General features: G+C 68.0%; 29 protein-coding genes. 22 read left to right on the top strand and 7 right to left on the bottom strand.

Annotation, left to right across the window (positions count from 1 at the left end; translation table 11 throughout):
* The 7 genes from rplR to map all read left to right on the top strand — a co-directional run bounded on the left by rplR (window position 1) and on the right by map (window position 4,703).
* On the top strand, window positions 1–360 hold the full coding sequence (rplR, locus tag V2S05_RS07390) for a 50S ribosomal protein L18 (protein WP_071640257.1): 360 nt from the start codon (window positions 1–3) through the stop codon (window positions 358–360).
* The gene (rpsE, locus tag V2S05_RS07385) at window positions 357–1,037 is read left to right on the top strand and encodes a 30S ribosomal protein S5 (protein WP_271639519.1); all 681 of its coding nucleotides are present in this window, start codon (window positions 357–359) and stop codon (window positions 1,035–1,037) included. Before rplR ends, rpsE begins: the two co-directional genes overlap by 4 nt.
* Window positions 1,037–1,222, top strand: a complete 186-nt coding sequence (gene rpmD, locus V2S05_RS07380) for a 50S ribosomal protein L30 (RefSeq protein ID WP_071640253.1) — start codon at window positions 1,037–1,039, stop codon at window positions 1,220–1,222. The genes rpsE and rpmD overlap by 1 nt, the downstream gene beginning before the upstream one ends.
* Window positions 1,222–1,818, top strand: coding sequence for a 50S ribosomal protein L15 (rplO, locus tag V2S05_RS07375; protein WP_413634580.1), 597 nt, complete (start codon window positions 1,222–1,224; stop codon window positions 1,816–1,818). Before rpmD ends, rplO begins: the two co-directional genes overlap by 1 nt.
* 113 nt (window positions 1,819–1,931) lie before the next feature.
* A complete protein-coding gene (gene secY, locus V2S05_RS07370) occupies window positions 1,932–3,254 on the top strand; it encodes a preprotein translocase subunit SecY (RefSeq protein ID WP_271639521.1) in 1,323 nt (440 codons plus the stop codon).
* Entirely contained in the window at window positions 3,251–3,847 is a 597-nt protein-coding gene (locus V2S05_RS07365) for an adenylate kinase (protein WP_271639522.1), read from the top strand. The genes secY and V2S05_RS07365 overlap by 4 nt, the downstream gene beginning before the upstream one ends.
* A 7-nt stretch (window positions 3,848–3,854) precedes the next feature.
* The gene (gene map / locus V2S05_RS07360) at window positions 3,855–4,703 is read left to right on the top strand and encodes a type I methionyl aminopeptidase (RefSeq protein ID WP_413634579.1); all 849 of its coding nucleotides are present in this window, start codon (window positions 3,855–3,857) and stop codon (window positions 4,701–4,703) included.
* 97 nt (window positions 4,704–4,800) lie between these two features.
* Here the strand turns inward: map and V2S05_RS07355 are convergent, their stop codons facing one another.
* Window positions 4,801–5,829: a hypothetical protein gene (locus V2S05_RS07355; RefSeq protein ID WP_413634578.1), complete on the bottom strand. Its 1,029-nt coding sequence runs from the start codon at window positions 5,827–5,829 to the stop codon at window positions 4,801–4,803.
* Window positions 5,830–6,081: 252 nt separating this feature from the next.
* Between V2S05_RS07355 and V2S05_RS07350 the strand changes: the two genes are divergently transcribed.
* From V2S05_RS07350 to rplQ, 7 genes are all read left to right on the top strand, one after another.
* The gene (locus V2S05_RS07350; RefSeq protein ID WP_413634577.1) at window positions 6,082–6,741 is read left to right on the top strand and encodes a DsbA family protein; all 660 of its coding nucleotides are present in this window, start codon (window positions 6,082–6,084) and stop codon (window positions 6,739–6,741) included.
* A gap of 152 nt (window positions 6,742–6,893) precedes the next feature.
* On the top strand, window positions 6,894–7,115 hold the full coding sequence (gene infA / locus V2S05_RS07345; protein WP_017201569.1) for a translation initiation factor IF-1: 222 nt from the start codon (window positions 6,894–6,896) through the stop codon (window positions 7,113–7,115).
* Between the two features lie 61 nt (window positions 7,116–7,176).
* Entirely contained in the window at window positions 7,177–7,293 is a 117-nt protein-coding gene (rpmJ, locus tag V2S05_RS07340; RefSeq protein WP_071644008.1) for a 50S ribosomal protein L36, read from the top strand.
* A gap of 226 nt (window positions 7,294–7,519) precedes the next feature.
* On the top strand, window positions 7,520–7,894 hold the full coding sequence (rpsM, locus tag V2S05_RS07335) for a 30S ribosomal protein S13 (protein ID WP_099196937.1): 375 nt from the start codon (window positions 7,520–7,522) through the stop codon (window positions 7,892–7,894).
* A gap of 27 nt (window positions 7,895–7,921) precedes the next feature.
* Window positions 7,922–8,320, top strand: a complete 399-nt coding sequence (gene rpsK / locus V2S05_RS07330; protein ID WP_071644012.1) for a 30S ribosomal protein S11 — start codon at window positions 7,922–7,924, stop codon at window positions 8,318–8,320.
* A 138-nt stretch (window positions 8,321–8,458) separates the two neighbouring features.
* Window positions 8,459–9,448 (top strand): DNA-directed RNA polymerase subunit alpha, encoded by a 990-nt coding sequence (locus V2S05_RS07325; protein ID WP_271639530.1) that lies wholly within the window; start codon window positions 8,459–8,461, stop codon window positions 9,446–9,448.
* A 35-nt stretch (window positions 9,449–9,483) separates the two neighbouring features.
* Window positions 9,484–9,999: a 50S ribosomal protein L17 gene (gene rplQ, locus V2S05_RS07320; RefSeq protein ID WP_271639531.1), complete on the top strand. Its 516-nt coding sequence runs from the start codon at window positions 9,484–9,486 to the stop codon at window positions 9,997–9,999.
* 70 nt (window positions 10,000–10,069) lie between these two features.
* On the opposite strand, the gene V2S05_RS07315 is transcribed toward rplQ, so the two are convergent.
* Window positions 10,070–11,653: an AMP-binding protein gene (locus V2S05_RS07315; protein ID WP_413634576.1), complete on the bottom strand. Its 1,584-nt coding sequence runs from the start codon at window positions 11,651–11,653 to the stop codon at window positions 10,070–10,072.
* 38 nt (window positions 11,654–11,691) lie between these two features.
* The gene (locus tag V2S05_RS07310; RefSeq protein WP_363385284.1) at window positions 11,692–12,960 is read right to left on the bottom strand and encodes a PAS domain-containing protein; all 1,269 of its coding nucleotides are present in this window, start codon (window positions 12,958–12,960) and stop codon (window positions 11,692–11,694) included.
* Between the two features lie 159 nt (window positions 12,961–13,119).
* Here V2S05_RS07310 and V2S05_RS07305 point away from each other — a divergent pair, with 159 nt between their 5' ends.
* The 8 genes from V2S05_RS07305 (at window position 13,120) to V2S05_RS07270 (ending at window position 19,599) form a co-directional block, all read left to right on the top strand.
* The gene (locus V2S05_RS07305; protein ID WP_363385287.1) at window positions 13,120–14,136 is read left to right on the top strand and encodes a Bug family tripartite tricarboxylate transporter substrate binding protein; all 1,017 of its coding nucleotides are present in this window, start codon (window positions 13,120–13,122) and stop codon (window positions 14,134–14,136) included.
* Window position 14,137: 1 nt separating this feature from the next.
* Window positions 14,138–14,683 (top strand): tripartite tricarboxylate transporter TctB family protein, encoded by a 546-nt coding sequence (locus V2S05_RS07300; protein WP_413634575.1) that lies wholly within the window; start codon window positions 14,138–14,140, stop codon window positions 14,681–14,683.
* Window positions 14,683–16,230: a tripartite tricarboxylate transporter permease gene (locus tag V2S05_RS07295; RefSeq protein ID WP_413634574.1), complete on the top strand. Its 1,548-nt coding sequence runs from the start codon at window positions 14,683–14,685 to the stop codon at window positions 16,228–16,230. Before V2S05_RS07300 ends, V2S05_RS07295 begins: the two co-directional genes overlap by 1 nt.
* 69 nt (window positions 16,231–16,299) lie before the next feature.
* Window positions 16,300–17,097, top strand: coding sequence for a sulfite exporter TauE/SafE family protein (locus V2S05_RS07290; protein ID WP_271639537.1), 798 nt, complete (start codon window positions 16,300–16,302; stop codon window positions 17,095–17,097).
* Window positions 17,098–17,155: 58 nt separating this feature from the next.
* Window positions 17,156–17,617 (top strand): MaoC family dehydratase N-terminal domain-containing protein, encoded by a 462-nt coding sequence (locus V2S05_RS07285; RefSeq protein ID WP_413634573.1) that lies wholly within the window; start codon window positions 17,156–17,158, stop codon window positions 17,615–17,617.
* Complete coding sequence (locus tag V2S05_RS07280) at window positions 17,617–18,018, top strand: MaoC/PaaZ C-terminal domain-containing protein (RefSeq protein WP_271639539.1); 402 nt, start codon at window positions 17,617–17,619, stop codon at window positions 18,016–18,018. Before V2S05_RS07285 ends, V2S05_RS07280 begins: the two co-directional genes overlap by 1 nt.
* A 16-nt stretch (window positions 18,019–18,034) precedes the next feature.
* Window positions 18,035–19,171, top strand: a complete 1,137-nt coding sequence (locus V2S05_RS07275) for a UDP-N-acetylmuramate dehydrogenase (protein WP_271639611.1) — start codon at window positions 18,035–18,037, stop codon at window positions 19,169–19,171.
* A gap of 32 nt (window positions 19,172–19,203) precedes the next feature.
* Window positions 19,204–19,599, top strand: coding sequence for a VOC family protein (locus V2S05_RS07270; protein WP_413634572.1), 396 nt, complete (start codon window positions 19,204–19,206; stop codon window positions 19,597–19,599).
* Window positions 19,600–19,642: 43 nt separating this feature from the next.
* Here V2S05_RS07270 and V2S05_RS07265 read toward each other — a convergent pair whose 3' ends face one another.
* From V2S05_RS07265 to aceB, 4 genes are all read right to left on the bottom strand, one after another.
* Entirely contained in the window at window positions 19,643–20,860 is a 1,218-nt protein-coding gene (locus tag V2S05_RS07265; protein ID WP_413634571.1) for a pyridoxal phosphate-dependent aminotransferase, read from the bottom strand.
* Between the two features lie 128 nt (window positions 20,861–20,988).
* Complete coding sequence (rraA, locus tag V2S05_RS07260; protein ID WP_413634570.1) at window positions 20,989–21,453, bottom strand: ribonuclease E activity regulator RraA; 465 nt, start codon at window positions 21,451–21,453, stop codon at window positions 20,989–20,991.
* Window positions 21,454–21,603: 150 nt separating this feature from the next.
* On the bottom strand, window positions 21,604–23,199 hold the full coding sequence (locus V2S05_RS07255) for an isocitrate lyase (RefSeq protein ID WP_271639543.1): 1,596 nt from the start codon (window positions 23,197–23,199) through the stop codon (window positions 21,604–21,606).
* 30 nt (window positions 23,200–23,229) lie between these two features.
* Window positions 23,230–24,897: a malate synthase A gene (gene aceB, locus V2S05_RS07250; protein ID WP_413634569.1), complete on the bottom strand. Its 1,668-nt coding sequence runs from the start codon at window positions 24,895–24,897 to the stop codon at window positions 23,230–23,232.

The following is a 24,897-nucleotide window of genomic DNA, read 5'->3' as shown; positions in this document are numbered from 1 at the left end:
ATGGCTGTGAAGTCCAAGTCCGCCGCCCGCGCGCGTCGCCACGCACGTCTTCGCAAGAAGATCGTCGGCTCCGACGTCCGCCCGCGTCTCGTCGTCAACCGCTCCGCGCGCCACGTGTTCGTGCAGCTCGTCGACGATGCCAAGGGCCACACGGTGGCATCCGCTTCCACGCTCGAGACCGAACTGCGCTCCTTCGACGGTGACAAGACCGCCAAGGCCCGCAAGGTCGGCGAGCTCGTCGCTGAGCGCGCGAAGGCCGCCGGCGTTTCCGAGGCAGTGTTCGACCGTGGCGGCAACCGCTACGCCGGTCGTGTCGCCGCCATCGCCGAAGGCGCCCGTGAAGGGGGGCTGGCACTGTGAGTGACATCAAGGAGAACGAAGTGACCGAAACCGCTCCTGCCGAGGCTCAGGCCGAGCCGCAGCGCGAGCAGCGCGACAACCGCCGTGGCGGTCGCGACCGCGGCCAGAGCCGCGACCGCAACTCGCGCGACCGCGGGGACAACCAGTTCCTCGAGCGCGTCGTCACCATCAACCGCGTCTCGAAGGTCGTGAAGGGTGGTCGTCGCTTCAGCTTCACCGCTCTCGTGGTCGTCGGCGACGGCAACGGTCTGGTGGGCGTCGGCTACGGCAAGGCACGCGAGGTCCCCCTGGCGATCTCGAAGGGTGTCGAAGAGGCCAAGCGCAACTTCTTCCGCGTACCGCGCGTCGGCTCGACCATCCCGCACCCCGTGCAGGGTGAGGCCGCTGCAGGTGTCGTCCTGCTTCGTCCGGCCGCTGCCGGTACCGGTGTCATCGCCGGTGGTCCGGTTCGCGCCGTGCTGGAGTGCGCCGGCATCCACGACGTCCTGTCGAAGTCGCTCGGCTCGTCGAACACGATCAACATCGTGCACGCGACCGTCGAGGCGCTGCAGGGTCTCGAGGAGCCGCGCGCCGTCGCCGCTCGTCGTGGTCTCGACTACGACGCCGTCGTGCCGGAGATCATCATCCGCAACGAGGCGAAGGCCGCTGCCGCCGCCGCGCAGAAGGTAGGTGCCTGATGGCTGAGCGCCTCAAGGTCACGCAGATCAAGTCCAAGGTGAGCGAGAAGCAGAACCAGCGCGACACGCTGCGTTCGCTCGGTCTCAAGCGGATCGGCGACTCGGTCGTTCGTCCCGACGACGCTCAGACCCGCGGCTACGTCCGCGCCGTCGCGCACCTCGTCAAGGTTGAGGAGATCGACTAATGGCTGAGAAGAACGAAACCGTCGAGGCTGAGAAGGCCCCGAAGACCGCTGCCAAGCGTCCGGCTGCTGCCAAGGCTGCTCCGGCCAAGGCCGCTCCGGCCAAGGCCGCCGACAAGAAGGCTCCGGCCAAGAAGGACGCCGACGCTCCGGCTTCGCGTCCGTCGGTGCTGAAGGTGCACCACCTGCGTCCCGTCCCGGGCGCTCACACCGCGAAGACCCGTGTCGGTCGCGGTGAGGGCTCGAAGGGCAAGACCGCCGGTCGTGGAACCAAGGGCACGAAGGCGCGCAACACCGTGCGCGCCGGCTTCGAGGGTGGGCAGATGCCGCTGCACATGCGCACCCCGAAGCTGCGCGGCTTCAAGAACCCGTTCCGCGTCGAGTACCAGGTCGTGAACCTGGCCAAGCTGGCGGAGCTCTACCCCCAGGGTGGCGACGTCACCGTCAGCGACCTTGTCGCCAAGGGTGCCGTGCGCAAGAACGAGAAGGTCAAGGTCCTCGGCGACGGCGACATCTCGGTCAAGCTGACCGTGTCGGTCGACAAGGTCTCCGGCAGCGCCGAGCAGAAGATCGTCGCCGCCGGCGGTTCGGTCAACTGATCAGGCCGCGGTGAACGCTGGGAGGGGTCGGAGATTATCCGGCCCCTCCTTTGCGTTACCCTGGACTTTCGGCCGTCCTTCCACGTTCGGCAATCCCTTCAGGAGGAACGCCCTTGTTTAGCGCCATCGCGCGAATCTTCCGCACGCCCGACCTGCGGCAGAAGATCCTTTTCACCATCGGCATCATCGCTCTGTATCGCCTGGGCTCGAATGTGCCGGCTCCGTTCGTGAACTTCCCGAACGTCGAGCAGTGCCTCGCGGCCAACGCCGGCACCGATGGGCTGCTCGGACTGGTCAACCTCTTCTCGGGCGGCGCACTGCTGCAGCTGTCGATCTTCGCACTCGGCGTGATGCCGTACATCACCGCGACGATCATCACCCAGCTGCTCCGCGTCGTCATCCCGCACTTCGAGAGCCTCCACCAGGAGGGCCAGGCGGGCCAGAGCAAGCTGACCCAGTACACCCGCTACCTCACGATCGCACTCGCACTGCTGCAGTCCGCGACCGTGGTCACCGTGGCGCGCAGCGGTCAGCTGTTCGGTCAGACCGACGTCGCAGCCTGCAACAACCTGCTGACCAACGACGTGTGGTGGGCACAGGCGCTCATCATCATCGCGATGACCGCGGGCACGGGACTCATCATGTGGATGGCCGAGCTCGTCACCGAGCGCGGCATCGGCAACGGCATGTCGCTGCTCATCTTCACCTCGATCGCCGCCACCTTCCCGTCGTCGATGTGGGCGATCTGGGAGGCGAAGGGCTTCGAGACCTTCCTGCTGGTGATGATCATCGGCATCGTGGTGATGTCGCTGATCGTGTACGTCGAGCAGTCGCAGCGACGCGTGCCCGTGCAGTACGCCAAGCGCATGGTCGGCCGCCGCACCTATGGCGGCACGAACACGTACATCCCGATCAAGGTCAATATGGCGGGTGTGATCCCGATCATCTTCGCCTCGTCGCTGCTGTACGTGCCGATGCTCATCGCGCAGTTCAACACCCCTGCAGACGGCAGCGAGCCGCCGGCCTGGGTGGCCTGGATCCTGGCGAACATGGCATCCGGCGACCAGCCGCTGTACATGGCCGCGTACTTCCTGCTGATCATCGGCTTCACCTACTTCTATGTCGCGATCACGTTCAACCCTGTCGAGGTCGCCGACAACATGAAGAAGTACGGCGGGTTCATCCCGGGCATCCGCGCCGGCCGACCGACGGCGGAGTACCTCGACTACGTCATCACCCGCATCACCTTCCCCGGCTCGCTCTACCTGGGCCTCGTCGCGCTGATCCCGCTGATCGCGCTGGCGACGGTGCAGGCCAACCAGAACTTCCCGTTCGGTGGCGCCTCGATCCTGATCATCGTGGGTGTCGGTCTCGAGACGGTGAAGCAGATCGACGCGCAGCTGCAGCAGCGCCACTACGAAGGACTCCTCCGATGACCGCTTCCGCACGTCTTCTGATCGTCGGCCCGCAGGGCTCCGGCAAGGGCACCCAGGGCATCCGCGTCGCCGAGGCGCTGAACATCCCCGTCGTCTCGACGGGCGACATGTTCCGCGCCAACATCAAGGAGGGCACCGAGCTGGGCCAGAAGGTCACCGCGATCCTCGACGCCGGCGACCTGGTGCCCGACGAGCTGACCAGCGAGATCGTGCGCGACCGGCTCTCGCAGGACGACGCGCAGAGCGGCTTCCTGCTCGACGGCTACCCGCGCAACACCGCGCAGGTGCACCACCTCGACGCGTTCCTCGGTGAGCACGACGCGTCTCTCGACGCGGTCATCCTGCTCGACGTGCCGCGTGAGGAGAGCATCGCGCGCCTCAGCCTGCGCGCTGTGGAGCAGGGTCGCTCGGATGACACGGACGAGGCCATCGCGCACCGTCTCGACATCTACGAGCACGAGACCGCGCCGATCATCTCGGTCTACGAGGAGCGCGGCATCGTCGACCGCATCGACGGCGTCGGGTCACTCGACGAGATCACCGAGCGCATCTCGGCCGCCCTCGCCGCTCGCGGCATCGGGCAGCTGGTCTGATCCCTCGATGTTCCGCAAGTCGATCTACAAGACACCGGCTCAGCTGCGATCGATGATCGAGCCCGGCCTGATCACAGCCGCGGCTCTCGACGCGGTGCGACCGCTGGTGCGTGCCGGGGTCACGACCGCGGAACTGGATGCCGTCGCCGAGCGCACCATCGTGGATCGCGGCGCCGAGTCGAACTTCCAGCTCGTGCGCGGGTACCGGCACACGACGTGCATCTCGGTCAACGAACAGGTCGTGCACGGCATCCCGGGCGACCGAGTGCTCGAGCCGGGCGACATCGTCTCGATCGACTGCGGGGCGCAGTACAAGGGCTGGAACGGCGACAGCGCGGTGACCTTCGTGGTGCCGGACGACTCGCGCCCCGCGCTGGTGGCGCGGCGCGAGGAGCTCTCGCGCGTCACCGAGGGCTCGATGTGGGCGGGGATCGCGGCTATGGCATCCGCCACGCACATCGGCGAACTCGGGGCCGCGATCCAGGACTACATCGAGGAGCAGGGTGTTTCGGAGGTGTCCGGTGAGTCCTACGGCATCCTCCGTGAGTACGTCGGGCACGGCATCGGCCGAAAGATGCACGAGGCGCCGAGCGTGTTCAACTACCGCACGCCCGACGCGGGCGCCGAGATCCGCCCCGGGCTGGTGCTCGCCATCGAGCCGATGGTGACCGCCGGGGGAGAGGCGACCTTCATCGAGGACGACGACTGGACGGTGTCGACCGTCGACGGCTCTGACGGATCGCACTGGGAGCACAGCGTCGCACGTCACGAGGGCGGTATCTGGGTGCTCACCGCCCCCGACGGCGGTGCGGCAGGCCTCGCGCCGTTCGGCGTGACCCCCGTCCCGATCGCGTAGCGCGACTTCCGGTTCGCTCCCTCCCCCCCCGGCACCCCCCGCCCCCCCCCGCGCGCCCTGCGCCCCGCGAGACTTCTCTTCCAGCACGAGACGGCGTTCAATGAACTCCGTCTCGTGCCCGAACGGAAGTCTCGCGCGGTGAACTGGGGTGCGATGGGAGGCGGTCACGACGGCGGTCCGAGAGCGAGGCGAGCATCTCCGGCTGCACCGGATGCTGCGGGCGCAGCCCTGCTGCGCGCAGCGCGCCGACGAGCGGATCGACCTTCCAGGCGTCCGCCAGCTCCCACCGTGCGACCGGATGCCCGTGCCGCCGTAGCCTGTTCTCGCGGCGCTTCTCGGCTCTGAGCCGCTCAGCCGCCTCGTCGGCGTCGTCAAGGTGGTACTTGCCCCAGCCGTCGGCCTCTCCGACCACCCCGGTGGAAGGGAAGTGAAAGTCGACTCGGTCGTCGCTTCCGTCGTAGTGGAATTCACGCTGCAGCTCCGGCTCCTCGAATCCGCTCCACTCGATGATCGCCCGGCTCACACTCTCAGACGGGGATTCTGCTCGAGGCTCTGCTCGCTCGCATACCCAGCGGAGCATGGCTCGGCCCCGCGAACCGTTCTGGCTCCTGCTGCGAGCCATGATGTCGCTGACCGATAGCGATCCACCCTGCGCGGGTGAGATCGCACTGTCTACGACGGCGAGAGCTCGCGCCGGCTGCAGCGCCCGGGCGAGGTCGGCGGCGGTGTCGAGCAGCGACGTGACCCGCACGCCGGCGACCACGGCGATCTCGCGCGGATCGGCGCTGGTGTGCACGCACACGTCTCCGCTGCGCTGCGAGGTCTTGAGATCGGGGTCGAACACATGAATGTCGCGCGGATGCCCGAACACCGGCATCCCGTGCAGCACAGCTGCCGACTCGAGGCACAGTACGGCATCCGGCCTGCTGCGGGCGAAGGCATGCACCCGAGCCGCGTAGCGCTGCCACGCCTTCAACCTCAGGAACGCCTGCTTCGGCGCGTAGATGCCCCGCCGCAGTCGCACGTGGGTCGAGGCGCGCAGCGTGATCCCCAGCATCCGCGCCTCCGATCGCGTGATCAGCGGAACAGGGGAGGCGACGATGGCACGTTCGATCAACAGCAGCATCGGCCCATCCAACGCAGTGCCCGAGCCGAGCATCCGTCTCATTCCCGCTTTCGGTGGAAAACCAGCCGCGAACCTCCCCATGTGGAAAGCCGTGAGACTTCCGCTCCAGCATCAGACGGCGCTCATTGACACCTGTCTCATGCTGGAAGGTAAGTCTCGCGGGAAAGCCACGCCGCGGCGAGCTCACATGGCAGGCATAGCGTGCGCCGGGCAGAATGGGTGCGACAATTTTGTGCTGAAGATCGGACTGTCATGGCCCACGCCCAGAGCAAGCCCAACTGGTTCGCCATAGGAATCTCCGCCGCCGTCGTCGTCGTGCTGGTCGCGCTCGGTGCGGTCGTCGTCTGGCTCAACAACCAGGCCACCGATGCGGGCCCGGCGCCGAAGGGCGACATCGTCAACTCCGAGACGGGCGCCATCACGTTCGGCGAAGGCGAAGACGTCGTCTCGACCTACGTCGACTTCATGTGCCCGGCGTGCAACTCGTTCGAGCAGGCCTACGGCCAGCAGCTGCAGGAGGCGGCAGCCTCCGACGAGCTCACTCTCGAGATCCACCCCATCGCGATCCTCGACCACCTCTCGCAGGGCACGGACTACTCGTCGCGCTCGGCCGCGGCCATGTACTGCGTGGCCGAGAACAACTCCGACAAGGCGCTCGACTTCATGAACGCGCTGTTCGCGAATCAGCCCCAAGAGAACTCGACCGGGCTGACCGACGATCAGCTCAAGGAGATCGCCGACCAGGTGGGCGCCGACAAGGCCGCTGGCTGCATCGATGAGGGCACGTACCTGAAGTACGGTACTGCTCAGGCCAAGGCGCACGAGATCAAGGGCACCCCGACGATCGAGATCAACGGCAAGCGCCTCGACATCAACGAGATCAACACCGAGCTGCCGAAGGTGCTTTCCTGATCGGGCTGCGCTCCATTTGCCGCAGGGCCGCCAAGGGTATATCTTAGTTCCTTGGTGCCTTGTGCCTCGTTCCGGCGTGTCCGAACAGGCCGCACCACACTCATCACCCACCCACCGCAGATCGGCCGATCTGCAGAAGCGTCAGCGAGGCTATGGCTAAGAAAGACGGTGTCATCGAGATCGAGGGCGTCATTTCCGAGGCGCTGCCCAACGCGATGTTCCGCGTTGAGCTCAGCAACGGACACAAGGTGCTCGCCACGATCTCCGGAAAGATGCGGCAGAACTACATCCGCATCATCCCCGAGGACCGCGTGGTCGTGGAGCTCTCGCCCTACGACCTGACCCGCGGTCGGATCGTCTACCGCTACCGCTGATCGGTCGAGAAGTAACGGCCTGCCCCGCGGGGCGGTACGAAGACAGCGAACAGGAAACATCATGAAGGTCAACCCCAGCGTCAAGCCCATCTGCGACCACTGCCGCGTGATCCGTCGTCACGGTCGCGTCATGGTCATCTGCAAGTCGAACCCGCGTCACAAGCAGCGCCAGGGCTGAGCAGGGTCGCACCCCGCAGAATCCACAACTGAACACTCACCGTCGTATGCGAGACGTCTCGATTCGTCGCTTCGCTCAACGGCCGGGTGGGACCACATAAGGCGGCATCGGATGCTTCGGCAGGCTCAGCAACCCAACGGGTCGAGCCTGAAGAGGCGGACACCTCGGGGCGGAGGCCCGGGACCGGATGCTGCTCCACACCTCCACAACACTCCAGGAGAACCGCATGGCACGTCTTGCCGGCGTTGACATCCCGCGCGACAAGCGCGTGGTGATCGCCCTCACCTACATCTACGGCATCGGCCGCACCCGCTCCGTCGAGATCCTCAAGGCGACCGAGATCGACGAGTCGATCCGCGTCAAGGACCTGACCGACGAGCAGCTCGTCGCCCTGCGCGACCACATCGAAGGCAACTACAAGGTGGAGGGTGACCTGCGCCGCGAGGTCGCCGCCGACATCCGCCGCAAGGTCGAGATCGGCTCCTACGAGGGCCTGCGTCACCGCCGCGGCCTTCCGGTCCGCGGTCAGCGCACCAAGACCAACGCGCGTACCCGCAAGGGCCCGAAGCGCACCGTCGCCGGCAAGAAGAAGGCCCGCTAAGCGGCCAGGGAATAGGAGAACACTTTCATGGCTGCACCCAAGGCCGCCGCGCGCAAGCCGCGCCGCAAGGAGAAGAAGAACATCGCGCTGGGCCAGGCCCACATCAAGTCGACGTTCAACAACACCATCGTCTCGATCACCGACCCGTCCGGCGCTGTCATCAGCTGGGCCTCGTCGGGTGGCGTGGGCTTCAAGGGCTCGCGCAAGTCGACGCCGTACGCCGCCGGCATGGCAGCGGAGTCCGCTGCCCGCCAGGCAGCTGAGCACGGCGTCAAGAAGGTCGACGTCTTCGTGAAGGGTCCGGGCTCGGGCCGCGAGACCGCGATCCGGTCGCTGCAGGCCGCCGGCCTCGAGGTGGGATCCATTCAGGATGTCACCCCGCAGGCGCACAACGGCTGCCGCCCGCCGAAGCGCCGCCGCGTCTGATCTCGCGCATTCGCCTCACTGGGACCCTTCGACAAGCTCAGGGACCCGGTGAGGCGGACTCGCCCCCAGATTCCCCACAACTTCAGACCTCACCCCACACATGTCATATAGCGGGCATGTGATCGAAAGGAACACATAGTGCTCATTGCACAGCGTCCCACTCTCAACGAGGAAAAGATCTCCGAGAACCGCAGCCGGTTCATCATCGAGCCCCTGGAGCCCGGTTTCGGATACACGATCGGCAACGCTCTGCGTCGCAGCCTTCTCTCGTCGATCCCCGGCGCATCGGTCACCACCATTCGCATCGACGGCGTGCTGCACGAGTTCAGCACGATCCCCGGTGTGAAGGAGGACGTCACCGAGATCATCCTCAACATCAAGCAGCTGGTCGTCTCCAGCGAGCGCGACGAGCCCATCACCGCGTACCTGCGCAAGACGGGCGCCGGCGAGGTCACCGCAGCCGACATCTCCGCTCCGGCGGGCGTCGAGGTGCACAACCCCGACCTGGTCATCGCGACGCTCAACGACACCGCTCGCTTCGAGCTCGAGCTGACCATCGAGCGCGGCCGCGGCTACGTCTCGGCAGCACAGAACCGCAACGAGTACGCAGAGGCCGGTCAGATCCCGGTCGACTCGATCTACTCGCCGGTCCTCAAGGTCAGCTACCGCGTCGACGCCACCCGTGCCGGTGAGCGCACCGACTTCGACAAGCTCGTGCTGGACGTCGAGACCAAGTCGTCGATCCTCCCGCGCGACGCCGTCGCATCCGCAGCCAAGACCCTCACCGAGCTGTTCGGCCTCGCCCGCGAGCTGAACGTCGAGGCCGAGGGCATCGAGATCGGCCCGGCGCCGGTCGAGGCTGTGCTCTCCAGCGAGCTCTCCATGCCGATCGAGGACCTCGATCTGTCGGTGCGCTCGTACAACTGCCTCAAGCGCGAGGGCATCAACACCGTCTCGGAGCTGGTCGCCCTCTCGGAGACGCAGCTGATGAACATCCGCAATTTCGGACAGAAGTCGGTCGACGAGGTGCGCGACAAGCTCGTCTCGCTCGGTCTGTCGCTGAAGGATTCGGTGCCCGGTTTCGACGGCGCCCACTTCTACAGCGCAGGCGAAGACGAGTCCTTCTGAAACCCGACATCTTTCTGACCAGGAGCTAGACGATTATGCCCAAGCCCACCAAGGGTCCCCGCCTCGGAGGCGGCCCCGCACACGAGCGCCTTCTTCTCGCGAACCTCGCGGCAGCGCTGTTCACCCACAAGTCGATCAAGACGACCGAGACCAAGGCGAAGCGCCTGCGTCCGCTCGCCGAGCGCCTGATCACGCTCGGCAAGCGCGGCGACCTGCACGCGCGTCGTCGTGCGCTCACCGTGCTGCGCTCGAACAAGGACGCCGCGCACGTGCTGTTCAACGAGATCGCTCCGCTGGTCGCCGACCGTCAGGGTGGCTACACCCGCATCACGAAGGTCGGCAACCGCAAGGGTGACAACGCCCCCATGGCCGTGATCGAGCTCGTCCTCGAGCCCGTCACCCCGAAGCGCAAGGCTGCGAAGCCCGCCGCCAAGGCCGAGGCGCCCAAGGCCGAGAAGGTCGAGGAGGCTCCCGTCGAGGAGACCACCGAGGCTCCGGTCGAGACCGCCGAGGAGACCACCGAGGCTCCCGCCGAGGAGAAGGCCGAGTAAGTCCTTCCCTCCGCATGAAGAAGCCCGCCGCCCCTTCCGGGGTGGCGGGCTTCTTCATGCGGCACGCAGGTCAACCGGCCTGTCGTGCGCGCAGATCCTTCCGCAGGATCTTGCCGGATGCCGACTTCGGGATGCCGTCGATGAACTCCACCTGCCGCACCTTCTCGTGCGGTGCGACCTTCGACGCCACGAACGTCATGACATCCTCCGCAGTGAGCGTCGCATCCTGCTGCGCGACGACGAACGCCTTCGGCACCTCCTGGCCGTCCTCGTCCTGAGCGCCGATCACGGCCGCGTCCGCGACCAGCGGATGCTCGAGCAGCACCGCCTCGAGCACCGCCGGCGCCACCTGGTAGCCCTTGTACTTGATCAGCTCCTTGAGGCGGTCGACGATCCGGAACGTGCCGTCGGAAGCAGCGGTCGCGATGTCTCCGGTGTGCAGCCATCCATCGGCATCGAGCATCTCGGCCGTGGCATCCGGTCGGTTGAGGTAGCCGACCATGACCTGCGGCCCGCGCACCCACAGCTCGCCGGGGGCGCTGTGGCCGTCGGCGGGAACCTGCACGTCCGCACCCGTGTCGGGATCGACGAGTCGTGCCTCGGTGTTCGGCACGAGCGGCCCGATCGACGACTTGTCGATCTCAGGACGCCCTGCCGGGATCAGGTTGACGGCCGGGCTGGTCTCGGTCATTCCGTAGCCCTGCACCACCTCGCAGCCGAGGCGGGCCGCGACGGCGGCGGCGAGTCCGCCGTCGAGCGGAGCCGCGCCCGAGAAGATCACCTTGACCGCCGACAGATCGTACTGATCGACGACGGGATGCTTGGCCAGGGCGACGGCGATCGGCGGCGCGACGAACACCCATGTCGTGCGATGCTCGGAGATGATGCGCAGGAACTCGAGAAGGTCGAACTTCGGCATGGTGACGAGCCCCGCGCGCTGACGCAGCGCGAAGTTCAGCAGCACGGTCATGCCGTAGATGTGGAAGAACGGCAGCACGGCGAGCACGCGATCGGTGTCGTCGACGCTCAGCATCGCCCGGGCCTGGGCGACGTTGGCGATGAGGTTGCGGTGGGTGAGCATGACGCCCTTGGGTCGCCCCGTCGTGCCCGACGAGTAGGGCAGCACAGCGAGATGGGTCGCCGGGTCGAACGACACGTCGGGGGCGGCGTGTCCCTCGCCGAGCAGATCGCGCAGACCCGGATGCCCGGCCGCGCCGTCGAGCACGATCAGGTGGTCGTCGGCGATGCCGCGCTGCGTCGCCGCAGCCCTCGCGCCGGCGAGCAGGGGCGACACCGTCACCAGCCACTCCGCGCCGGCATCGGCCAGCTGGTTCGCGATCTCGTCTGCTGTGTAGAGGGAGTTGATCGTGGTGGCCGTGGCTCCGGCACGCAGGATGCCGTGGAACACCGTGGCGAATGCGGGGACGTTCGGGCAGAGCACCCCCACCCGGTCGCCGACGGCGATGCCACGGGCGGCCAGGGCGCCCGCGAACAGCCCGATCTGCGCGATCAGCTGGCGATAGGTGGTCTCGCCGCCGGTCGTGCCGTCGACGATCGCGACGGTGTCGAGCGTCGACTCGTCGAGGTCGGAGAACAGGTAATCGTAGATCGACACCGCCGGGATCTCGACGTCGGGCAGAGGGCTGCGAAGCATGTGATCTCCTTCGATCAGAGCGGGCGGCTTGCTGGGCGTCAGTCTCGCACGGTCTGAGACACCGTCTCAATGATCCGATAGCGGGTGCCGGGGCGCCCCTTGGTCGAATAGTCCAGCGTGCGCACGGCACGGCCGGTGCTCGCGAGGTGCTCGAGATAGCGCCGCGCGCTCACCCTCGACATCCCGAGCACCTCGCCGAGCTCGGCGGCTGACGTGTCGGGGTGCTCGTCCAGAGCGGTGACGACGCGGTCGAGGGTCTCGGCGCTGAGGCCCTTGGGAAGGCCGGCACGGCGTCGGAAGGCGATGATGGCGTCGGCCGCCTCGACCCGGCGCACGACATCGTGCAGCTCGGTGTGATCGCGAAGCAGCAGAGTGGCATCCACCGCCTCGCCGCCCTGCCGCGCACCGGTGCCGCGGGCGACCAGCACGTGACTGCCGACGATCACCGGACGACCCGCGTCCTCACCGTCACGGAGCACGGCGCGCAGCTCGTCGTCGAGCACATCGGCCGCACGAGCGCCGGTGAGCTCGCTCGCCTCCGCTCCCAGCAGCCGGGCCGCGGCATCGTTCGCCAGGGTGATGGTGCCTGAGGCGTCGACCGTGATGACACCCTCGCTGAGGCCGTGCAGCGTCGTCTCCTGATTGCGCACGAGCGCGGTGATCTCGTGTGGCTCGAGCAGGTGGATACGCCGTCTGATCACTGAGGTCACCCACGCCGAGCCGAAGAGCCCAAGCACGACTGCGGCCAGCATCGCGCCGATGATCCAGGTGAGATTCCCGACGAACTCGCCTGTGCCCTGCGACTCGAGGATGCCGACCGAGACCGTGCCGATCACATCGGAGCCGTCGAACACCGGCACCTTCACACGCCATGACGGGCCGAGCGTGCCGGTCTGCGTGCCCATGTAGATCTCGCCCGAGAGCGGCACCGAGGCATCGGTCGAGACCTTCTGCCCGATCCGCTCCGGATTCGGATGAGAGAAACGGATGCCGTTCGCGTCGGCGACGACGACATACGTGAGATCGGATGCCCGGCGGATGGTCTCGGCCAGCGGCTGCACGGTCGCCGACGGGTTCGCGTCGTCGAACGCATCGAGCACCACGGGCATCGACGCGATCGACTGCGCCACCGCGAGCATGCGGTCTTCGTATGCGTCGCGAACCGTGTGCGCCTGGATGATGCCGGCCGTCACGCCGGCGATGAGCGTCACGACCGAGACGATCAGCGCCTGCAGCAGGATCAGCTGCACCCGCAGCGTCATCCCGCTGTGCGTCATCTGCGACGCGCGCATCATCCTCGAGGCCACCAGACCATTCTCGCCGAGCCGGGGAGCGGGGCAACGGCCGGTCGCGGGGCATGCGAGACCAATAGTTTCGAAAGCCCGACCAATGATTTCAGAAGCAGATCCGGTGTCCCTCCGGTGCATACGGTTGCCAGCATCCCTACACCGCTCAAGGAGGAGCGCATGAAGAAGTCACGCTCAGCTCTGGTCGCCATCGCCGCAGTCGCGGCACTGGCTCTCGCCGGATGCTCGTCGCAGAATGCCGCACCCGCATCGGATTCCGACGCGAAGGGCGACGCATCGTCGTTCACGGACGTCTCGCTCATCGTCCCCGCAGATCCGGGTGGCGGATGGGATCAGACGGGTCGGGCGATGGCGAAGGTGCTCACCGACGGCGACATCGTCGGATCGGCTCCGGTCACGAACGTCGGCGGCGCCGGCGGCACCGTCGGCCTCGCGCAGCTCGCGAACCAGAAGGATCCGGCAACGCTCATGGTCATGGGGCTGGTGATGGTCGGCGCGATCGAGACGAATGCCTCGAAGGCGCGCCTCGAGGACACCACGCCCATCGCCCGCCTCACCGACGAACCTCTCGTGGTCGTCGTGCCCGAGAGCTCGAAGTACGACACCCTCGAGGATCTCGTCGACGACATCGTCGAAAAGGGCCAGGAGATCACGGTCACCGGCGGCTCCGCGGGTGGCGCCGACCACATCCTCGCCGGTCTGCTGCTCGAAGAGGCGGGGGTCGACGGGGCCGACATCCCGGCGAAGCTGAACTACACGCCGAACTCCGGCGGTGGCGAGGCCGTCTCGCTGCTCGTCGGCAACAAGGTGGCCGCAGGCATCTCGGGAGTGGGAGAGTTCCTGCAGTACATCGAGGACGGCTCGATGCGCGCGCTCGCCGTCTCGTCGGCGGAACCCGTCGAATCGCTGCCCGACGTGCCCACCATCACCGACGCCGGGTACGACCTCGTGCTGACGAACTGGCGAGGCGTGGTCGCCCCCGGCGACATCTCCGACGCCGACCGTGACGAACTCGAGCGCATCGTGACCGAGATGCACGAGTCGAAGGCGTGGACGTCGGAGCTCGAGACGAAGGGGTGGGCGGATGCCTTCCTCGCGGGCGACGAGTTCGACGCTTTCCTCGAAGAGAGCATCGCCGACGTCACCGGGACGCTCGAGAACATCGGATTGATCTGACATGAACGCCCCGCACCCCGGGGCGACCGAGCGGGCCGAGGAGACTCGGCCCGCTCAGCGGGTTCCCGTCGGAGAACTCGTCTTCGCCCTGCTCATGCTCGCCCTCGGCGCGTTCGCGCTCATCGGGGCCTTCTCGATCCACGTTCCCGTCGGCGTGAAAGTCGGTCCGACGATCTTCCCGATCTTCGTGTCGATCGTGCTGCTCGGCTCTGCGGTCGCTGTGCTCGTCTCGGTGCTGCGTGGAAACCGCGCCGAGCTCGAAGAGGGAGAGGACATCGACCCCGATGCGAAGACCGACTGGCTCACCCTCGCCAAGATCGTGGGGGCCGTCGTCGCGCATCTGCTGCTCATCGACCTCATCGGGTGGGCGCCGGCGGCGGCGCTGCTCTTCGGCATCGTCGCCTGGTCGCTGGGCGCCAGGCGCTGGTGGCTCGCCTTCATCATCGGCCTGGCGCTGAGCCTCGTCGTGCAGGTCGTCTTCGGCGGACTGATGGGGCTCTCGCTGCCCTGGGGACCGGCGCTCGGATGGCTCGGAGGGATGTTCTGATGGACAGCTGGACTCTTCTTCTCGAGGGCTTCGCGACCGCGCTGCAGCCGCAGTACCTCGTCTTCGCCTTCTTCGGTGTGCTGGTCGGCACGGCCGTCGGGGTGCTGCCCGGGATCGGACCGGCCATGACGGTGGCGCTGCTGCTGCCGCTGACCTACACCCTCGACCCGACGGCCGCTCTCATCACCTTCGCCGGCATCTACTACGGCGGGATGTACGGCGGCTCGACCACCAGCATCCTGCTCAACACCCCGGGAGAGTCCGCCTCGATCGTGACGGCGATCGAGGGCAACAGGATGGCCAAGCTCGGCCGCGGCGCGGCCGCGCTCGCGACAGCGGCGATCGGCTCGTTCATCGCCGGCACGATCGCGACGGTGGGGCTCACGCTGCTCGCACCGGTGCTCGCGCAGTTCGCCGTGAACCTCGGCCCCGCGGATTATGTGGCGCTCATCGTCATCGCCTTCGTCACCGTGGGTGCCCTGATCGGCAGCTCCGTGCCGCGCGGCATGACGTCGCTCGGCGTCGGCCTCTTCCTGGGCCTGGTCGGCACCGACACGCTGACCGCTCAGCAGCGCTACACGCTGGGGCTGCTGCCCCTGTCGGACGGCATCGACATCGTGCTCGTCGCCGTCGGCCTGTTCGCAGTGGGGGAGACGCTGTACATCGCCGCGCGTCTGCGGCACGGCGGGATCGACGTCATCCCGGTCACCGGCGGGTGGCGCAGCTGGATGAGCAGGGACGACTGGAAGCGCTCGTGGAAGCCGTGGCTGCGCGGCACCGCGATCGGCTTCCCGATCGGCACCATCCCGGCGGGCGGCGCCGACGTCGCGACCTTCCTCTCGTACGCCACCGAACGCAAGCTGTCGAAGCACAAGAAGGAGTTCGGACACGGCGCCATCGAGGGCGTCGCCGGACCCGAATCGGCCAACAACGCCGCAGCGGCCGGGGTCCTCGTGCCGCTGCTGACGCTGGGGCTGCCGACCACGGCGACCGCGGCGATCATCCTGGTCGCCTTCCAGGCGTACGGTCTGCAGCCCGGGCCGCAGCTGTTCCAGACCCAGCCCGCTCTCGTGTGGGCGCTGGTGGCGAGCCTGTACCTCGGCAACGTCATCCTCATCGTGCTGAACCTGCCGCTGGTGGGGATGTGGGTGAAGCTGCTGCAGATCCCGCGCCCCTATCTCTACGCGGGCATCCTGCTGTTCGCCGCCTTCGGCGCCTACGCGCTGAACTTCGCGGTCGTCGACATCCTCATCCTCGCGGTGATCGGCGTGCTCGGGTACTTCATGCGCCGCTTCGGGTACCCCGTGGCTCCGCTGGTCGTCGGCATGATCCTGGGCCCGATGGGGGAGGAGTATCTGCGCAAGGCGCTGCAGCTGAGCCAGGGCGACCTGTCGACGCTGGTCGCGCAGCCGTTCGCGGCCACCGCGTACGCGGTGCTCGCGGTGCTGGTCGCGGGCGGACTCTGGCTGCGGCGGCGACAGCGCCGCTACGAGCGGGCGCTGACCGAGTCGATCGCCGTTCCGATCAAGGCCGACCAGGAGGTCTGAGCCGAGAGGGCCGGATGCCGAGCGGGCTCGGCTCAGGAGCGCGGGGCCGCCGGCGATAGTCTGAACTGCGTGAACGCAGAGCACCAGGCCATCACCCGGGGGCCCCGCGCCTACCTCTCCTTCATCGGCATCGGGCTTGCAGCGGGCCTGCTCTCGGGGCTGTTCGGGGTGGGAGGCGGCACGGTGATCGTGCCGCTGCTGGTGCTGCTGCTCAGCTTCGGTCAGCGGATCTCAGCCGGCACGTCGCTGGCGGCGATCGTCCCGACCGCGAGCGTCGGCGTCATCTCGTACGCGATGTCGGGCTCGGTGGCATGGCTCCCCGCGCTGATCCTCGCCGCCGGCGCGGTGGTGGGTGCGCAGATCGGCTCGCGGCTGCTTCCCCGCGTCTCGCAGACAGCCCTGCGCTGGGGCTTCGTCGCCTTCCTGCTCGTCGTCATCGTGAGCCTCTTCATCGTGATCCCCTCACGGGCCGCCGAATTCGAGCTCGGCTGGCTCAACGGCATCGCGCTCGTGGCGGTCGGCGTGGTCACCGGCGTCATCGCGGGACTGATCGGCGTGGGCGGCGGGGTGGTCGTCGTCCCCGTTCTCATGCTCGGCTTCGGCACGAGCGACCTCGTCGCCAAGGGCACCTCCCTGCTGATGATGATCCCGACAGCCGTCTCTGGGACCATCGGCAATCTGCGTCACCACAACGTCGACCTGGTGGCGGCCGCCCTGATCGGCGTCTCCGCCTGCACGACGACCGCGCTCGGCGCCTGGCTCGCGACGATGATCGACCCGTTCGCCGGCAACATCCTCTTCGCGGCGTATCTCGTCGTGATCGCCGTGCAGATGGCGCTGAAGGCACTGCGGTCGCGCACCCGCTGAGGCATTCGCACGGCCCGCCAGGCAGAGCGCGTTCAGGGCTCCCCGGTAGGATCGTGGGGTGCCCGTGAACAGTGAACTGGTCGGCAGGGAGTTCCCGCCGACGGCCCCGTACCTCGTCGGCCGTGAGAAGGTGCGCGAGTTCGCCCGCGCCGTCTTCGCCGACGCCCCGCAGCACATCGATGTCGACGCGGCTCGTGCCGCAGGCTATTCCGATGTCGTGGCGCCGCCCACATTCCCGATGGTGATCCAGGACCTCACTCTGCAGCAGCTGCTCAGCGAGCCCGACTCGGGCATCGTCCTCGCGCGCACGATCCATGCCGAGCAGCGCTTCCGGTACACGCGACCGATCGTCGCCGGAGACGAGCTCACCGCGCAGCTGGCCGTCACGGGCATCCGATCGATGAGCGGCAACGCGATGATCACGAGCGAGGCGAGCATCACCGATGCCGCGGGCGCGCACGTCGTCACGGCCGTCAGCGTGCTGCTGGTCGGCTCCGACAGCGAAGGGGAGGCCGCGTGATGGCCGAGTTCACCGTCGGTGACGTCATCGCCGAGCGCATCGTGCACCTCACCCGCGAATCGCTCGTGCGCTACGCCGGCGCCTCCGGCGACTTCAACCCGATCCATTACCGCGATGACGTGGCCGCCGCGGTGGGCCTCCCCGGCGTACTCGCGCACGGGATGCTGACCATGGGCATCGCCTCGTCGGTCGTGCTCTCCGCTCTGCCCGCCGACACGCGCGTGGTCGACTACGGCGTCCGCTTCACCAAGCCGGTCGTGGTCGACGCCGAGGCGGGCGCCGACGTGCAGATCGTCGCGAAGGTCGGCGCCGTCGACGAGGTCGCTGCGCGCATCGATCTCACCGTGAAGGCGGCCGAGACGACCGTGCTCGTGAAGGCCCAGCTGCGGGTCGCGCTCTGACATGGCATCCGCCGACGTGATCGAGGTCACCCCCGTCGCCCTGCGCGAGCTCACCACGCTGCGCACCGGCGCGGCCCCGCAGCGGATGCTCGAGGCGCGCACCCGCGAACAGCTGCTTGCCGCGCTGCAGGATGTCTGGGCAGCCGGTGAGGACTGGTTCGTGCTGGGAGGCGGATCGAACCTGTTCGTCGGCGATGCGCCCTTCGAGGGCACGGTGATCCGTGTGCTCACCGAGGGCATCGAAGAGCTGCCGTCGCCGCACGAGGGCCGCGTCCGGCTGCGCGTGCAGGCCGGACACAACTGGGATGCCCTGGTCGCCTACACCGTCGAGCGCGGTTACGCCGGCATCGAGGCGATGAGCGGAATCCCCGGCACCGTCGGCGCCGCTCCGGTGCAGAACGTGGGGGCGTACGGGCAGGAGATCCAGGAGACGCTCGTCGAGGTCGAGCTGATCGACGAGCACGAAGACACCCCCGTCGTGCTGCCGGCGGCCGATCTCGGCCTGGGCTTTCGCACCTCCGTGCTCAAGCACCACTACGGCGAGGCCGAGGGCCGACGCGCCGTGATCGTCTCGGTGACCCTCGACCTCGCCGTCACGGGCGATGCGGGGCGCGTGGTGCGCGGCGAGCAGCTGCGCCGAGCCCTGGGACTGGAGGACTACGAGGCCGTTCCGCTCGCCTGGGTGCGCTCCCGGATCCTCGAGACGCGCGCCGCGAAGGGCATGCTGCTCGACGCCGACGACCCCGACACGTGGAGCGCCGGCTCGTTCTTCCAGAATGCGATCGTGCCCGAGCCCGTGGCGCGGACCCTCCCGCCGGAGTGCCCGCGGTGGCCTGTCGAGCCGGATCTCGACTCGGTGACCGTCATCCCGCTGGACTCGTACTACGGACTCGCACCGCGGGAGGAGAAGCCCGTCGCCTCGGTGAAGGTCAGCGCCGCATGGCTGATCGAGAACACCGGCATCCGCAAGGGATTCCGTCTGCCGCAGTCCCGCGCGGGGCTGTCGACCAAGCACGCGCTCGCGCTCAGCAACAGGGGCGGCGCGACCGCGGCCGAGCTGAGCGAGCTGGCCAGGTTCATCCAGAGCCGCGTGCACGCCGAGTTCGGCCTGCTGCTGCAGCCCGAGCCGGTGCTCGTCGGCGTCGACCTGTAGATCGAACGGGGCACCGCGCGTACACTCGCCGGATGGCCGGACTGATCCCGTATCTGCTCTTCCCCGGCAGCGCCGCAGAGGCGCTGTCGTTCTACGCATCGGTGTTCGGCGGTGAGACGCGGCTGTTCACCTATGCCGAGGCGGGGCGCGCCGACGGTCCCGGCGACGCGATCGCGCATGGCATGCTCGACGGCCCGATCGAGCTGGCGGCGGCGGATGCCGCGGCCGGCGAGAGCACGGTGTCGATGAACGGCATGTTCTTCTCGCTTCTGGGTGCCGCGGAGCCTGAGACGCCCGCGGCGTGGTTCGACGCGCTCGCCGAGGGCGGCAGCATCATCGACCCGCTGCAGAAGCGCCCGTGGGGCGACCACGACGGCACGCTCGTCGACCGCTTCGGCGTGCCCTGGCTCATCGGATACCAGGGCTGACGGCAGACCCCGGTATCGAGTGTCGAGCAGCCGGTGACCGACCTCAGGCCGAGAAGAGGCGCTGCAGGCGCTGCACGCCCTCGAGCAGCTGGTCATCTCCCAGTGCGTACGACAGGCGCAGGTAGCCCGAGGGGCCGAAGGCCTCGCCCGGCACGACGGCTACCTCGGCCTCGTCGAGGATGAAGTCGGCGAGCTCAAGCGAGGTGGTCGGCGTCACGGTGCTGCCGTCGCGCCGAGTCCAGGTGCGGCCGAGCAGACCCTGCACGTCGGGGTAGACGTAGAAGGCGCCGGTCGGGGTGGGCACGACCATCCCCTCGATCTTCGACAGCTCCGCCACGATCAGCTTGCGACGGCGATCGAACGCCTCGCGCATCTTCTCGGCTTCGTCCTGCGGGCCGTTCAGAGCCGCGATCGCGCCGCGCTGGGCGACGTTGTTGACGTTGCTCGACAGGTGCGACTGCAGATTGGCGGCGACCTTGATGGCATCCGCCGGCCCCACCATCCAGCCGACCCGCCAGCCGGTCATCGCGTACGTCTTCGCGACGCCGTTGACGAGGATGGTCTGGTTCGCGATCGCGGGCAGCGCCTCGACGATCGAGGTGGCCTTCGCACCCTCATACGTCAGGTTCTGGTAGATCTCGTCGCTGATGACCCAGATGCCGTGCTCGAGTGCCCACTCGGCGATCGCCTTCGTCTCGTCGGCGGTGTAGACCGAGCCCGTCGGGTTCGACGGCGAGACGAACACGAGCACGGTGGTGCGCTCGGTGCGCGCGGCCTCGAGCTGCTCGACGGTGACCTTGTACTCCTGGTCTGCGCCCGCGAACACCTCGACGGGCACGCCGTCGGCGAGCTGGATCGCCTCGGGATAGGTCGTCCAGTACGGTGCGGGCAGCAGCACCTCGTCGCCGGGGTTCACGACCGCCTGGAACGCCTGATACACCGACTGCTTGCCGCCGTTGGTGACGATGATCTGCGACGGCGAGACCTCCAGGCCCGAGTCGCGCAGCGTCTTCGCGGCGATCGCCTCGCGCAGCTCGGGAAGACCCGCGGCGGGGGTGTAGCGGTAGTTCGCCGGGTCGGCGAGGGCCTTCGCCGCCGCATCCACGATGAACTGCGGCGTCGCGAAGTCGGGCTCGCCGGCGGCATACGAGATGACGGGCTTGCCCTCGGCCTTGAGGGCCTTGGCCTTGGCATCCACCTTCAGAGTGGCGGATTCGGCGATGGCGGACAGTTTGCGGGAGAGAGGGGCGCGTTCGGTCACGACTCCGATCGTACTCGCGGCGGCGGGCGCCGCACCGGTCGGATTCGCAGGCGAGAAACCGCGAAACCGCGCGATCCGGAGAAATCGGGATTCTTGCTGGGTCGGGTGCGCGATGCCGGATGCCGTGCTCAGTGCTCGACGAGCACGCCGTCCTCGTCGGCGTACACTCGCGCACCCGGGCGGAAGGTGACGCCGCCGAACTCGACGGTGACGTCGGCCTCGCCGGTGCCCTGCTTGCCGCTCTTGCGCGGATTGGTGCCGAGCGCCTTCACGCCGAGTGGCATGGCCGATATCGCGACGCTGTCGCGGATGCAGCCGTGGATGACGACGCCGGCCCAGCCGTTGTCGATCGCGAGCTGCGCGATCATGTCGCCCATCAGCGCCGTGCCGTACGACCCGTCGCCGTCGACGACGAGCACCGCGCCCTCGCCGGGGGACGAGAGCAGCGACTTCAGCAGCGCGTTGTCCTGGAAGCACCGCACCGTGCGGATCGGGCCTTCGAATGAGCTGCGCCCGCCGAACGAGCGCAGCTGAAGGGACAGGGACTGCAGGTCGTCGCCGTGCACGTCGTAGAGGTCAGCGGTGGATGTCATGACTCACTCCTATCAGGGACCCTCGTCGGGCTCACATATGGGGCCCCTGAGCCTGCCGAAGGGCGGTTTCGACATTCTCAGAGGCCCAAGGCGTGCGCTTCGACAGGCTCAGCGTCCCAGGATGGGTCCCTGAGCCCGCCGAAGGGCGGGTCAGCTGAACTGGTTCATGGTGTTGTGCTGGCCGCCCGCCTTCAGCGCGGCCTCGCCGGCAAAGTACTCCTTGTGGTTGTCGCCGAGGTCGGAGCCCGCCATGTTCTGGTGCTTGACGGTGGCGATGCCCTCGCGGATCTCGCGGCGCTGCACGCCCTTCACGTACGCCAGCATGCCCTCGTCGCCGAAGTACCCCTTCGCGAGGTCATCGGTCGACAGTGCGGCCGTGTGGTACGTCGGCAGGGTGATGAGGTGGTGGAAGATGCCGGCCCTTGCCGACCCGTCGCTCTGGAACGTGCGGATCTTCTCGTCGGCCAGCGCCGCGAGCTCGGTGTCGTCGTACTCGACGCTCATGAGCTTGTCGCGGTCGTATGCCGAGACGTCGTCTCCGCGCTCGGCGAGCAGATCGTACGCCTGCTGCCGGAAGTTCAGCGTCCAGTTGAACGACGGGCTGTTGTTGTAGACCAGCTTCGCGTTCGGAACCACCTCGCGGATGCGATCGACCATGCCGGCGATCTGCTCGACGTGCGGCTTCTCGGTCTCGATCCACAGCAGATCGGCGCCGTGCTGCAGCGAGGTGATGCAGTCCAGCACCACGCGGTCCTCGCCGGTTCCGGGTCGGAACCGGTACAGGTTGCTCGGCAGGCGCTTCGGGCGCACCAGCCGGCCGTCGCGCTTGATCACCACATCGCCGTCGCCGAGGTCGTCGGCGGCGATGTCGTCGACGTCGAGGAACGAGTTGTACAGATCTCCCAGATCGCCCGGCTGGCGTGAGACGGCGATCTTCTGCGTGAGCCCGGCGCCGAGGGAGTCGGTGCGGGCGACGATGACACCGTTGTCGATGCCGAGCTCGAGGAAGGCGTAGCGCACCGCGTTGATCTTCGCGAGGAAGTCCTCGTGGGGGACGGTCACCTTGCCGTCCTGGTGACCGCACTGCTTCTCGTCCGACACCTGGTTCTCGATCTGGATGGCGCAGGCGCCTGCCTCGATCATCTTCTTCGCGAGCAGGTACGTCGCCTCCGGGTTCCCGAAGCCGGCGTCGATGTCGGCGATGATCGGCACGACGTGGGTCTCGAAGCCGTCGATCTGCGACTGGATGAACTCGGCAGCGGTCTCATCGCCGGCAGCCCGGGCGGCGTCGAGCTGAGTGAACAGGAGGTCGAGCTCACGGGCATCCGCCTGCCGGAGGAAGGTGTAGAGCTCTTCGATCAGCGCGGGAACCGCGGTCTTCTCGTGCATCGACTGATCGGGAAGGGGTCCGAACTCCGAGCGCAGGGCCGCGACCATCCAGCCTGACAGGTACAGGTAGCGCTTGTTCGTCGACTTCATGTGCTTCTTGATCGAGATCATCTTCTGCTGGCCGATGAAGCCGTGCCAGACGCCGAGCGACTGGGTGAAGACCGAGGAGTCGGCGTCGTACTCCTGCATGTCGCGGCGCATGATGTCGGCGGTGTACTGCGCGATCTCGAGTCCCGTGCGGAAGCGGTTCTGCGCGCGCATGCGCGCGGCCGATTCGGGGTCGATGGCACTCCAGCCGGCGCCCTGCGCGGCCTTCAGCTGCTGGATGGCGTCGATGTCGTCCTGGTAGCGGGTCATGGCGAATCCTTCGTGTTGGGTGGGGACGGGTCAGTCGTTGTCGGTCAGATAGCGCGAGTACGCCGGCAGGGTGAGGAAGGCCGGGAACTCGGGCTGAAGGGTGACCTCGCGGAAGATCTCGGCGGCGTCATCGAAGCGGTCGCCGGCGCTGCGGGGGGCTTCGGCGAGCACCTCGCGGATCAGGCCTTCGACGTGCTCGACCGTGATCGCCGTCCCCGCCTCGGTGCGGCGGTCCTGGTGGATCCACTGCCACACCTGCGAGCGGCTGATCTCCGCGGTGGCCGCGTCTTCCATGAGGCCGTCGATCGCCACGGCGCCCTGACCGCGCAGCCACGCCTCGAGGTAGCGGATGGCCACCGAGACGTTCTCGCGCACGCCGGCATCGGTCACCGGACGGCCGATGCGCAGGTCGAGCAGCTGCGATGCCGTCACCTCCACGTCATCGCGCCTGCGGTCGAGCTGGTTCGGGCGCTCGCCGAGCACGGCGTCGAACTCGGCCCTCGCGGTGGCGATGAGGTCGGGATGGGCGACCCAGGTGCCGTCGAAGCCGTCACCCGCCTCGCGACGCTTGTCGGCGGCCACCTTCTCGAGCGCACGGGCGGTGGCCTCGGCGTCGTGGCGGCTGGGGATGAACGCGCTCATGCCGCCGATCGCGTGCGCTCCGCGCCGGTGGCAGGTCTTCACCAGCAGCTCGGTGTACGCCCGCATGAACGGGACGGTCATCGTGACCTCGCTGCGGTCGGGCAGCACGAACCGCGCGCCGCGGCCACGGTAGTTCTTGATGATCGAGAAGATGTAGTCCCAGCGGCCGGCGTTGAGGCCGGCGCAGTGGTCGCGCAGCTCGTAGAGGATCTCGTCCATCTCGAAGGCGGCCGGGAGGGTCTCGATCAGCACCGTCGCGCGGATGGTGCCGTGTCGCAGGCCGAGGTACTCCTCGCTGAACGAGAAGATGTCGTTCCAGAGACGGGCCTCTTCGCTGGACTCGAGCTTGGCGAGGTAGAAGTACGGTCCGCGGCCCGCGTCGATGAGGGCCTGCGCGTTGTGGAAGAAGTACAGCCCGAAGTCGACCAGCGACCCGGATGCGGCGAGCCGGCGACCCGTGCGGTCGGTGAAGTCGATGTGCTTCTCGCTCAGGTGCCAGCCGCGCGGGCGCATCACGATGGTGGGCGTCCGCTCGGCGGTGACCCGGTACTCCCTGCCGTCGCCCGAGGTGTGGGTGAGCTCGCCGCGGATCGCGTCGCGCAGCGACAGCTGACCGCCGATGATGTTGCGCCAGGTCGGGCTGGTGGCGTCCTCGAGGTCGGCGAGCCACACGTTGGCTCCGGAGTTCAGGGCGTTGATGGTCATCTTCGGGTCGGTCGGGCCGGTGATCTCCACGCGACGGTCCTCGAGGCCGGGACCGGCTCCGGCGACCCGCCAGTCGGTGTCGTCGCGGATGTGCGCGGTGTCGTCGCGGAAGCGCGGGTCGTGCCCGTTGCCGATCTCGAAGCGGCGGCGCATCCGGTCGGCGAGCCGGTCGTGACGACGTCCGCCGAAGCGGTGATGCAGCTCGGTGAGATACGCGATCGCCGGCGCGGTGAGGATCTCGTCCTGGCGCTCGAGCACCGGTCCGGTGATGTGCAGCGTCGGGCCGAGTCCGGCGGAGACGGCTGCGTCGACGACGGTGCGAGTCGGTGCGGTCGCAGTGGGAATGCTCAT

Source organism: Microbacterium sp. OR16 (assembly GCF_047306725.1).
Lineage (GTDB): Bacteria > Actinomycetota > Actinomycetes > Actinomycetales > Microbacteriaceae > Microbacterium.
Note: the sequence above shows the minus strand (reverse complement) of the source record. Positions and strands in the feature narration are given on the sequence as shown.

Excerpts from the sequence above, each read along its gene's own strand:
- rplR (WP_071640257.1), top strand. The coding sequence starts at position 1 with ATGGCTGTGAAGTCCAAGTCCGCCGCCCGCGCGCGTCGCCACGCACGT.
- rpmD (WP_071640253.1), top strand. The coding sequence starts at position 1,037 with ATGGCTGAGCGCCTCAAGGTCACGCAGATCAAGTCCAAGGTGAGCGAG.
- rplO (WP_413634580.1), top strand. The coding sequence starts at position 1,222 with ATGGCTGAGAAGAACGAAACCGTCGAGGCTGAGAAGGCCCCGAAGACC.
- V2S05_RS07365 (WP_271639522.1), top strand. The coding sequence starts at position 3,251 with ATGACCGCTTCCGCACGTCTTCTGATCGTCGGCCCGCAGGGCTCCGGC.
- map (WP_413634579.1), top strand. The coding sequence starts at position 3,855 with ATGTTCCGCAAGTCGATCTACAAGACACCGGCTCAGCTGCGATCGATG.
- V2S05_RS07355 (WP_413634578.1), bottom strand. The coding sequence starts at position 5,829 with ATGCTGCTGTTGATCGAACGTGCCATCGTCGCCTCCCCTGTTCCGCTG.
- V2S05_RS07350 (WP_413634577.1), top strand. The coding sequence starts at position 6,082 with ATGGCCCACGCCCAGAGCAAGCCCAACTGGTTCGCCATAGGAATCTCC.
- infA (WP_017201569.1), top strand. The coding sequence starts at position 6,894 with ATGGCTAAGAAAGACGGTGTCATCGAGATCGAGGGCGTCATTTCCGAG.
- rpmJ (WP_071644008.1), top strand. The coding sequence starts at position 7,177 with ATGAAGGTCAACCCCAGCGTCAAGCCCATCTGCGACCACTGCCGCGTG.
- rpsM (WP_099196937.1), top strand. The coding sequence starts at position 7,520 with ATGGCACGTCTTGCCGGCGTTGACATCCCGCGCGACAAGCGCGTGGTG.
- rpsK (WP_071644012.1), top strand. The coding sequence starts at position 7,922 with ATGGCTGCACCCAAGGCCGCCGCGCGCAAGCCGCGCCGCAAGGAGAAG.
- rplQ (WP_271639531.1), top strand. The coding sequence starts at position 9,484 with ATGCCCAAGCCCACCAAGGGTCCCCGCCTCGGAGGCGGCCCCGCACAC.
- V2S05_RS07315 (WP_413634576.1), bottom strand. The coding sequence starts at position 11,653 with ATGCTTCGCAGCCCTCTGCCCGACGTCGAGATCCCGGCGGTGTCGATC.
- V2S05_RS07305 (WP_363385287.1), top strand. The coding sequence starts at position 13,120 with ATGAAGAAGTCACGCTCAGCTCTGGTCGCCATCGCCGCAGTCGCGGCA.
- V2S05_RS07300 (WP_413634575.1), top strand. The coding sequence starts at position 14,138 with ATGAACGCCCCGCACCCCGGGGCGACCGAGCGGGCCGAGGAGACTCGG.
- V2S05_RS07295 (WP_413634574.1), top strand. The coding sequence starts at position 14,683 with ATGGACAGCTGGACTCTTCTTCTCGAGGGCTTCGCGACCGCGCTGCAG.
- V2S05_RS07280 (WP_271639539.1), top strand. The coding sequence starts at position 17,617 with ATGGCCGAGTTCACCGTCGGTGACGTCATCGCCGAGCGCATCGTGCAC.
- V2S05_RS07270 (WP_413634572.1), top strand. The coding sequence starts at position 19,204 with ATGGCCGGACTGATCCCGTATCTGCTCTTCCCCGGCAGCGCCGCAGAG.
- rraA (WP_413634570.1), bottom strand. The coding sequence starts at position 21,453 with ATGACATCCACCGCTGACCTCTACGACGTGCACGGCGACGACCTGCAG.
- V2S05_RS07255 (WP_271639543.1), bottom strand. The coding sequence starts at position 23,199 with ATGACCCGCTACCAGGACGACATCGACGCCATCCAGCAGCTGAAGGCC.
- aceB (WP_413634569.1), bottom strand. The coding sequence starts at position 24,897 with ATGAGCATTCCCACTGCGACCGCACCGACTCGCACCGTCGTCGACGCA.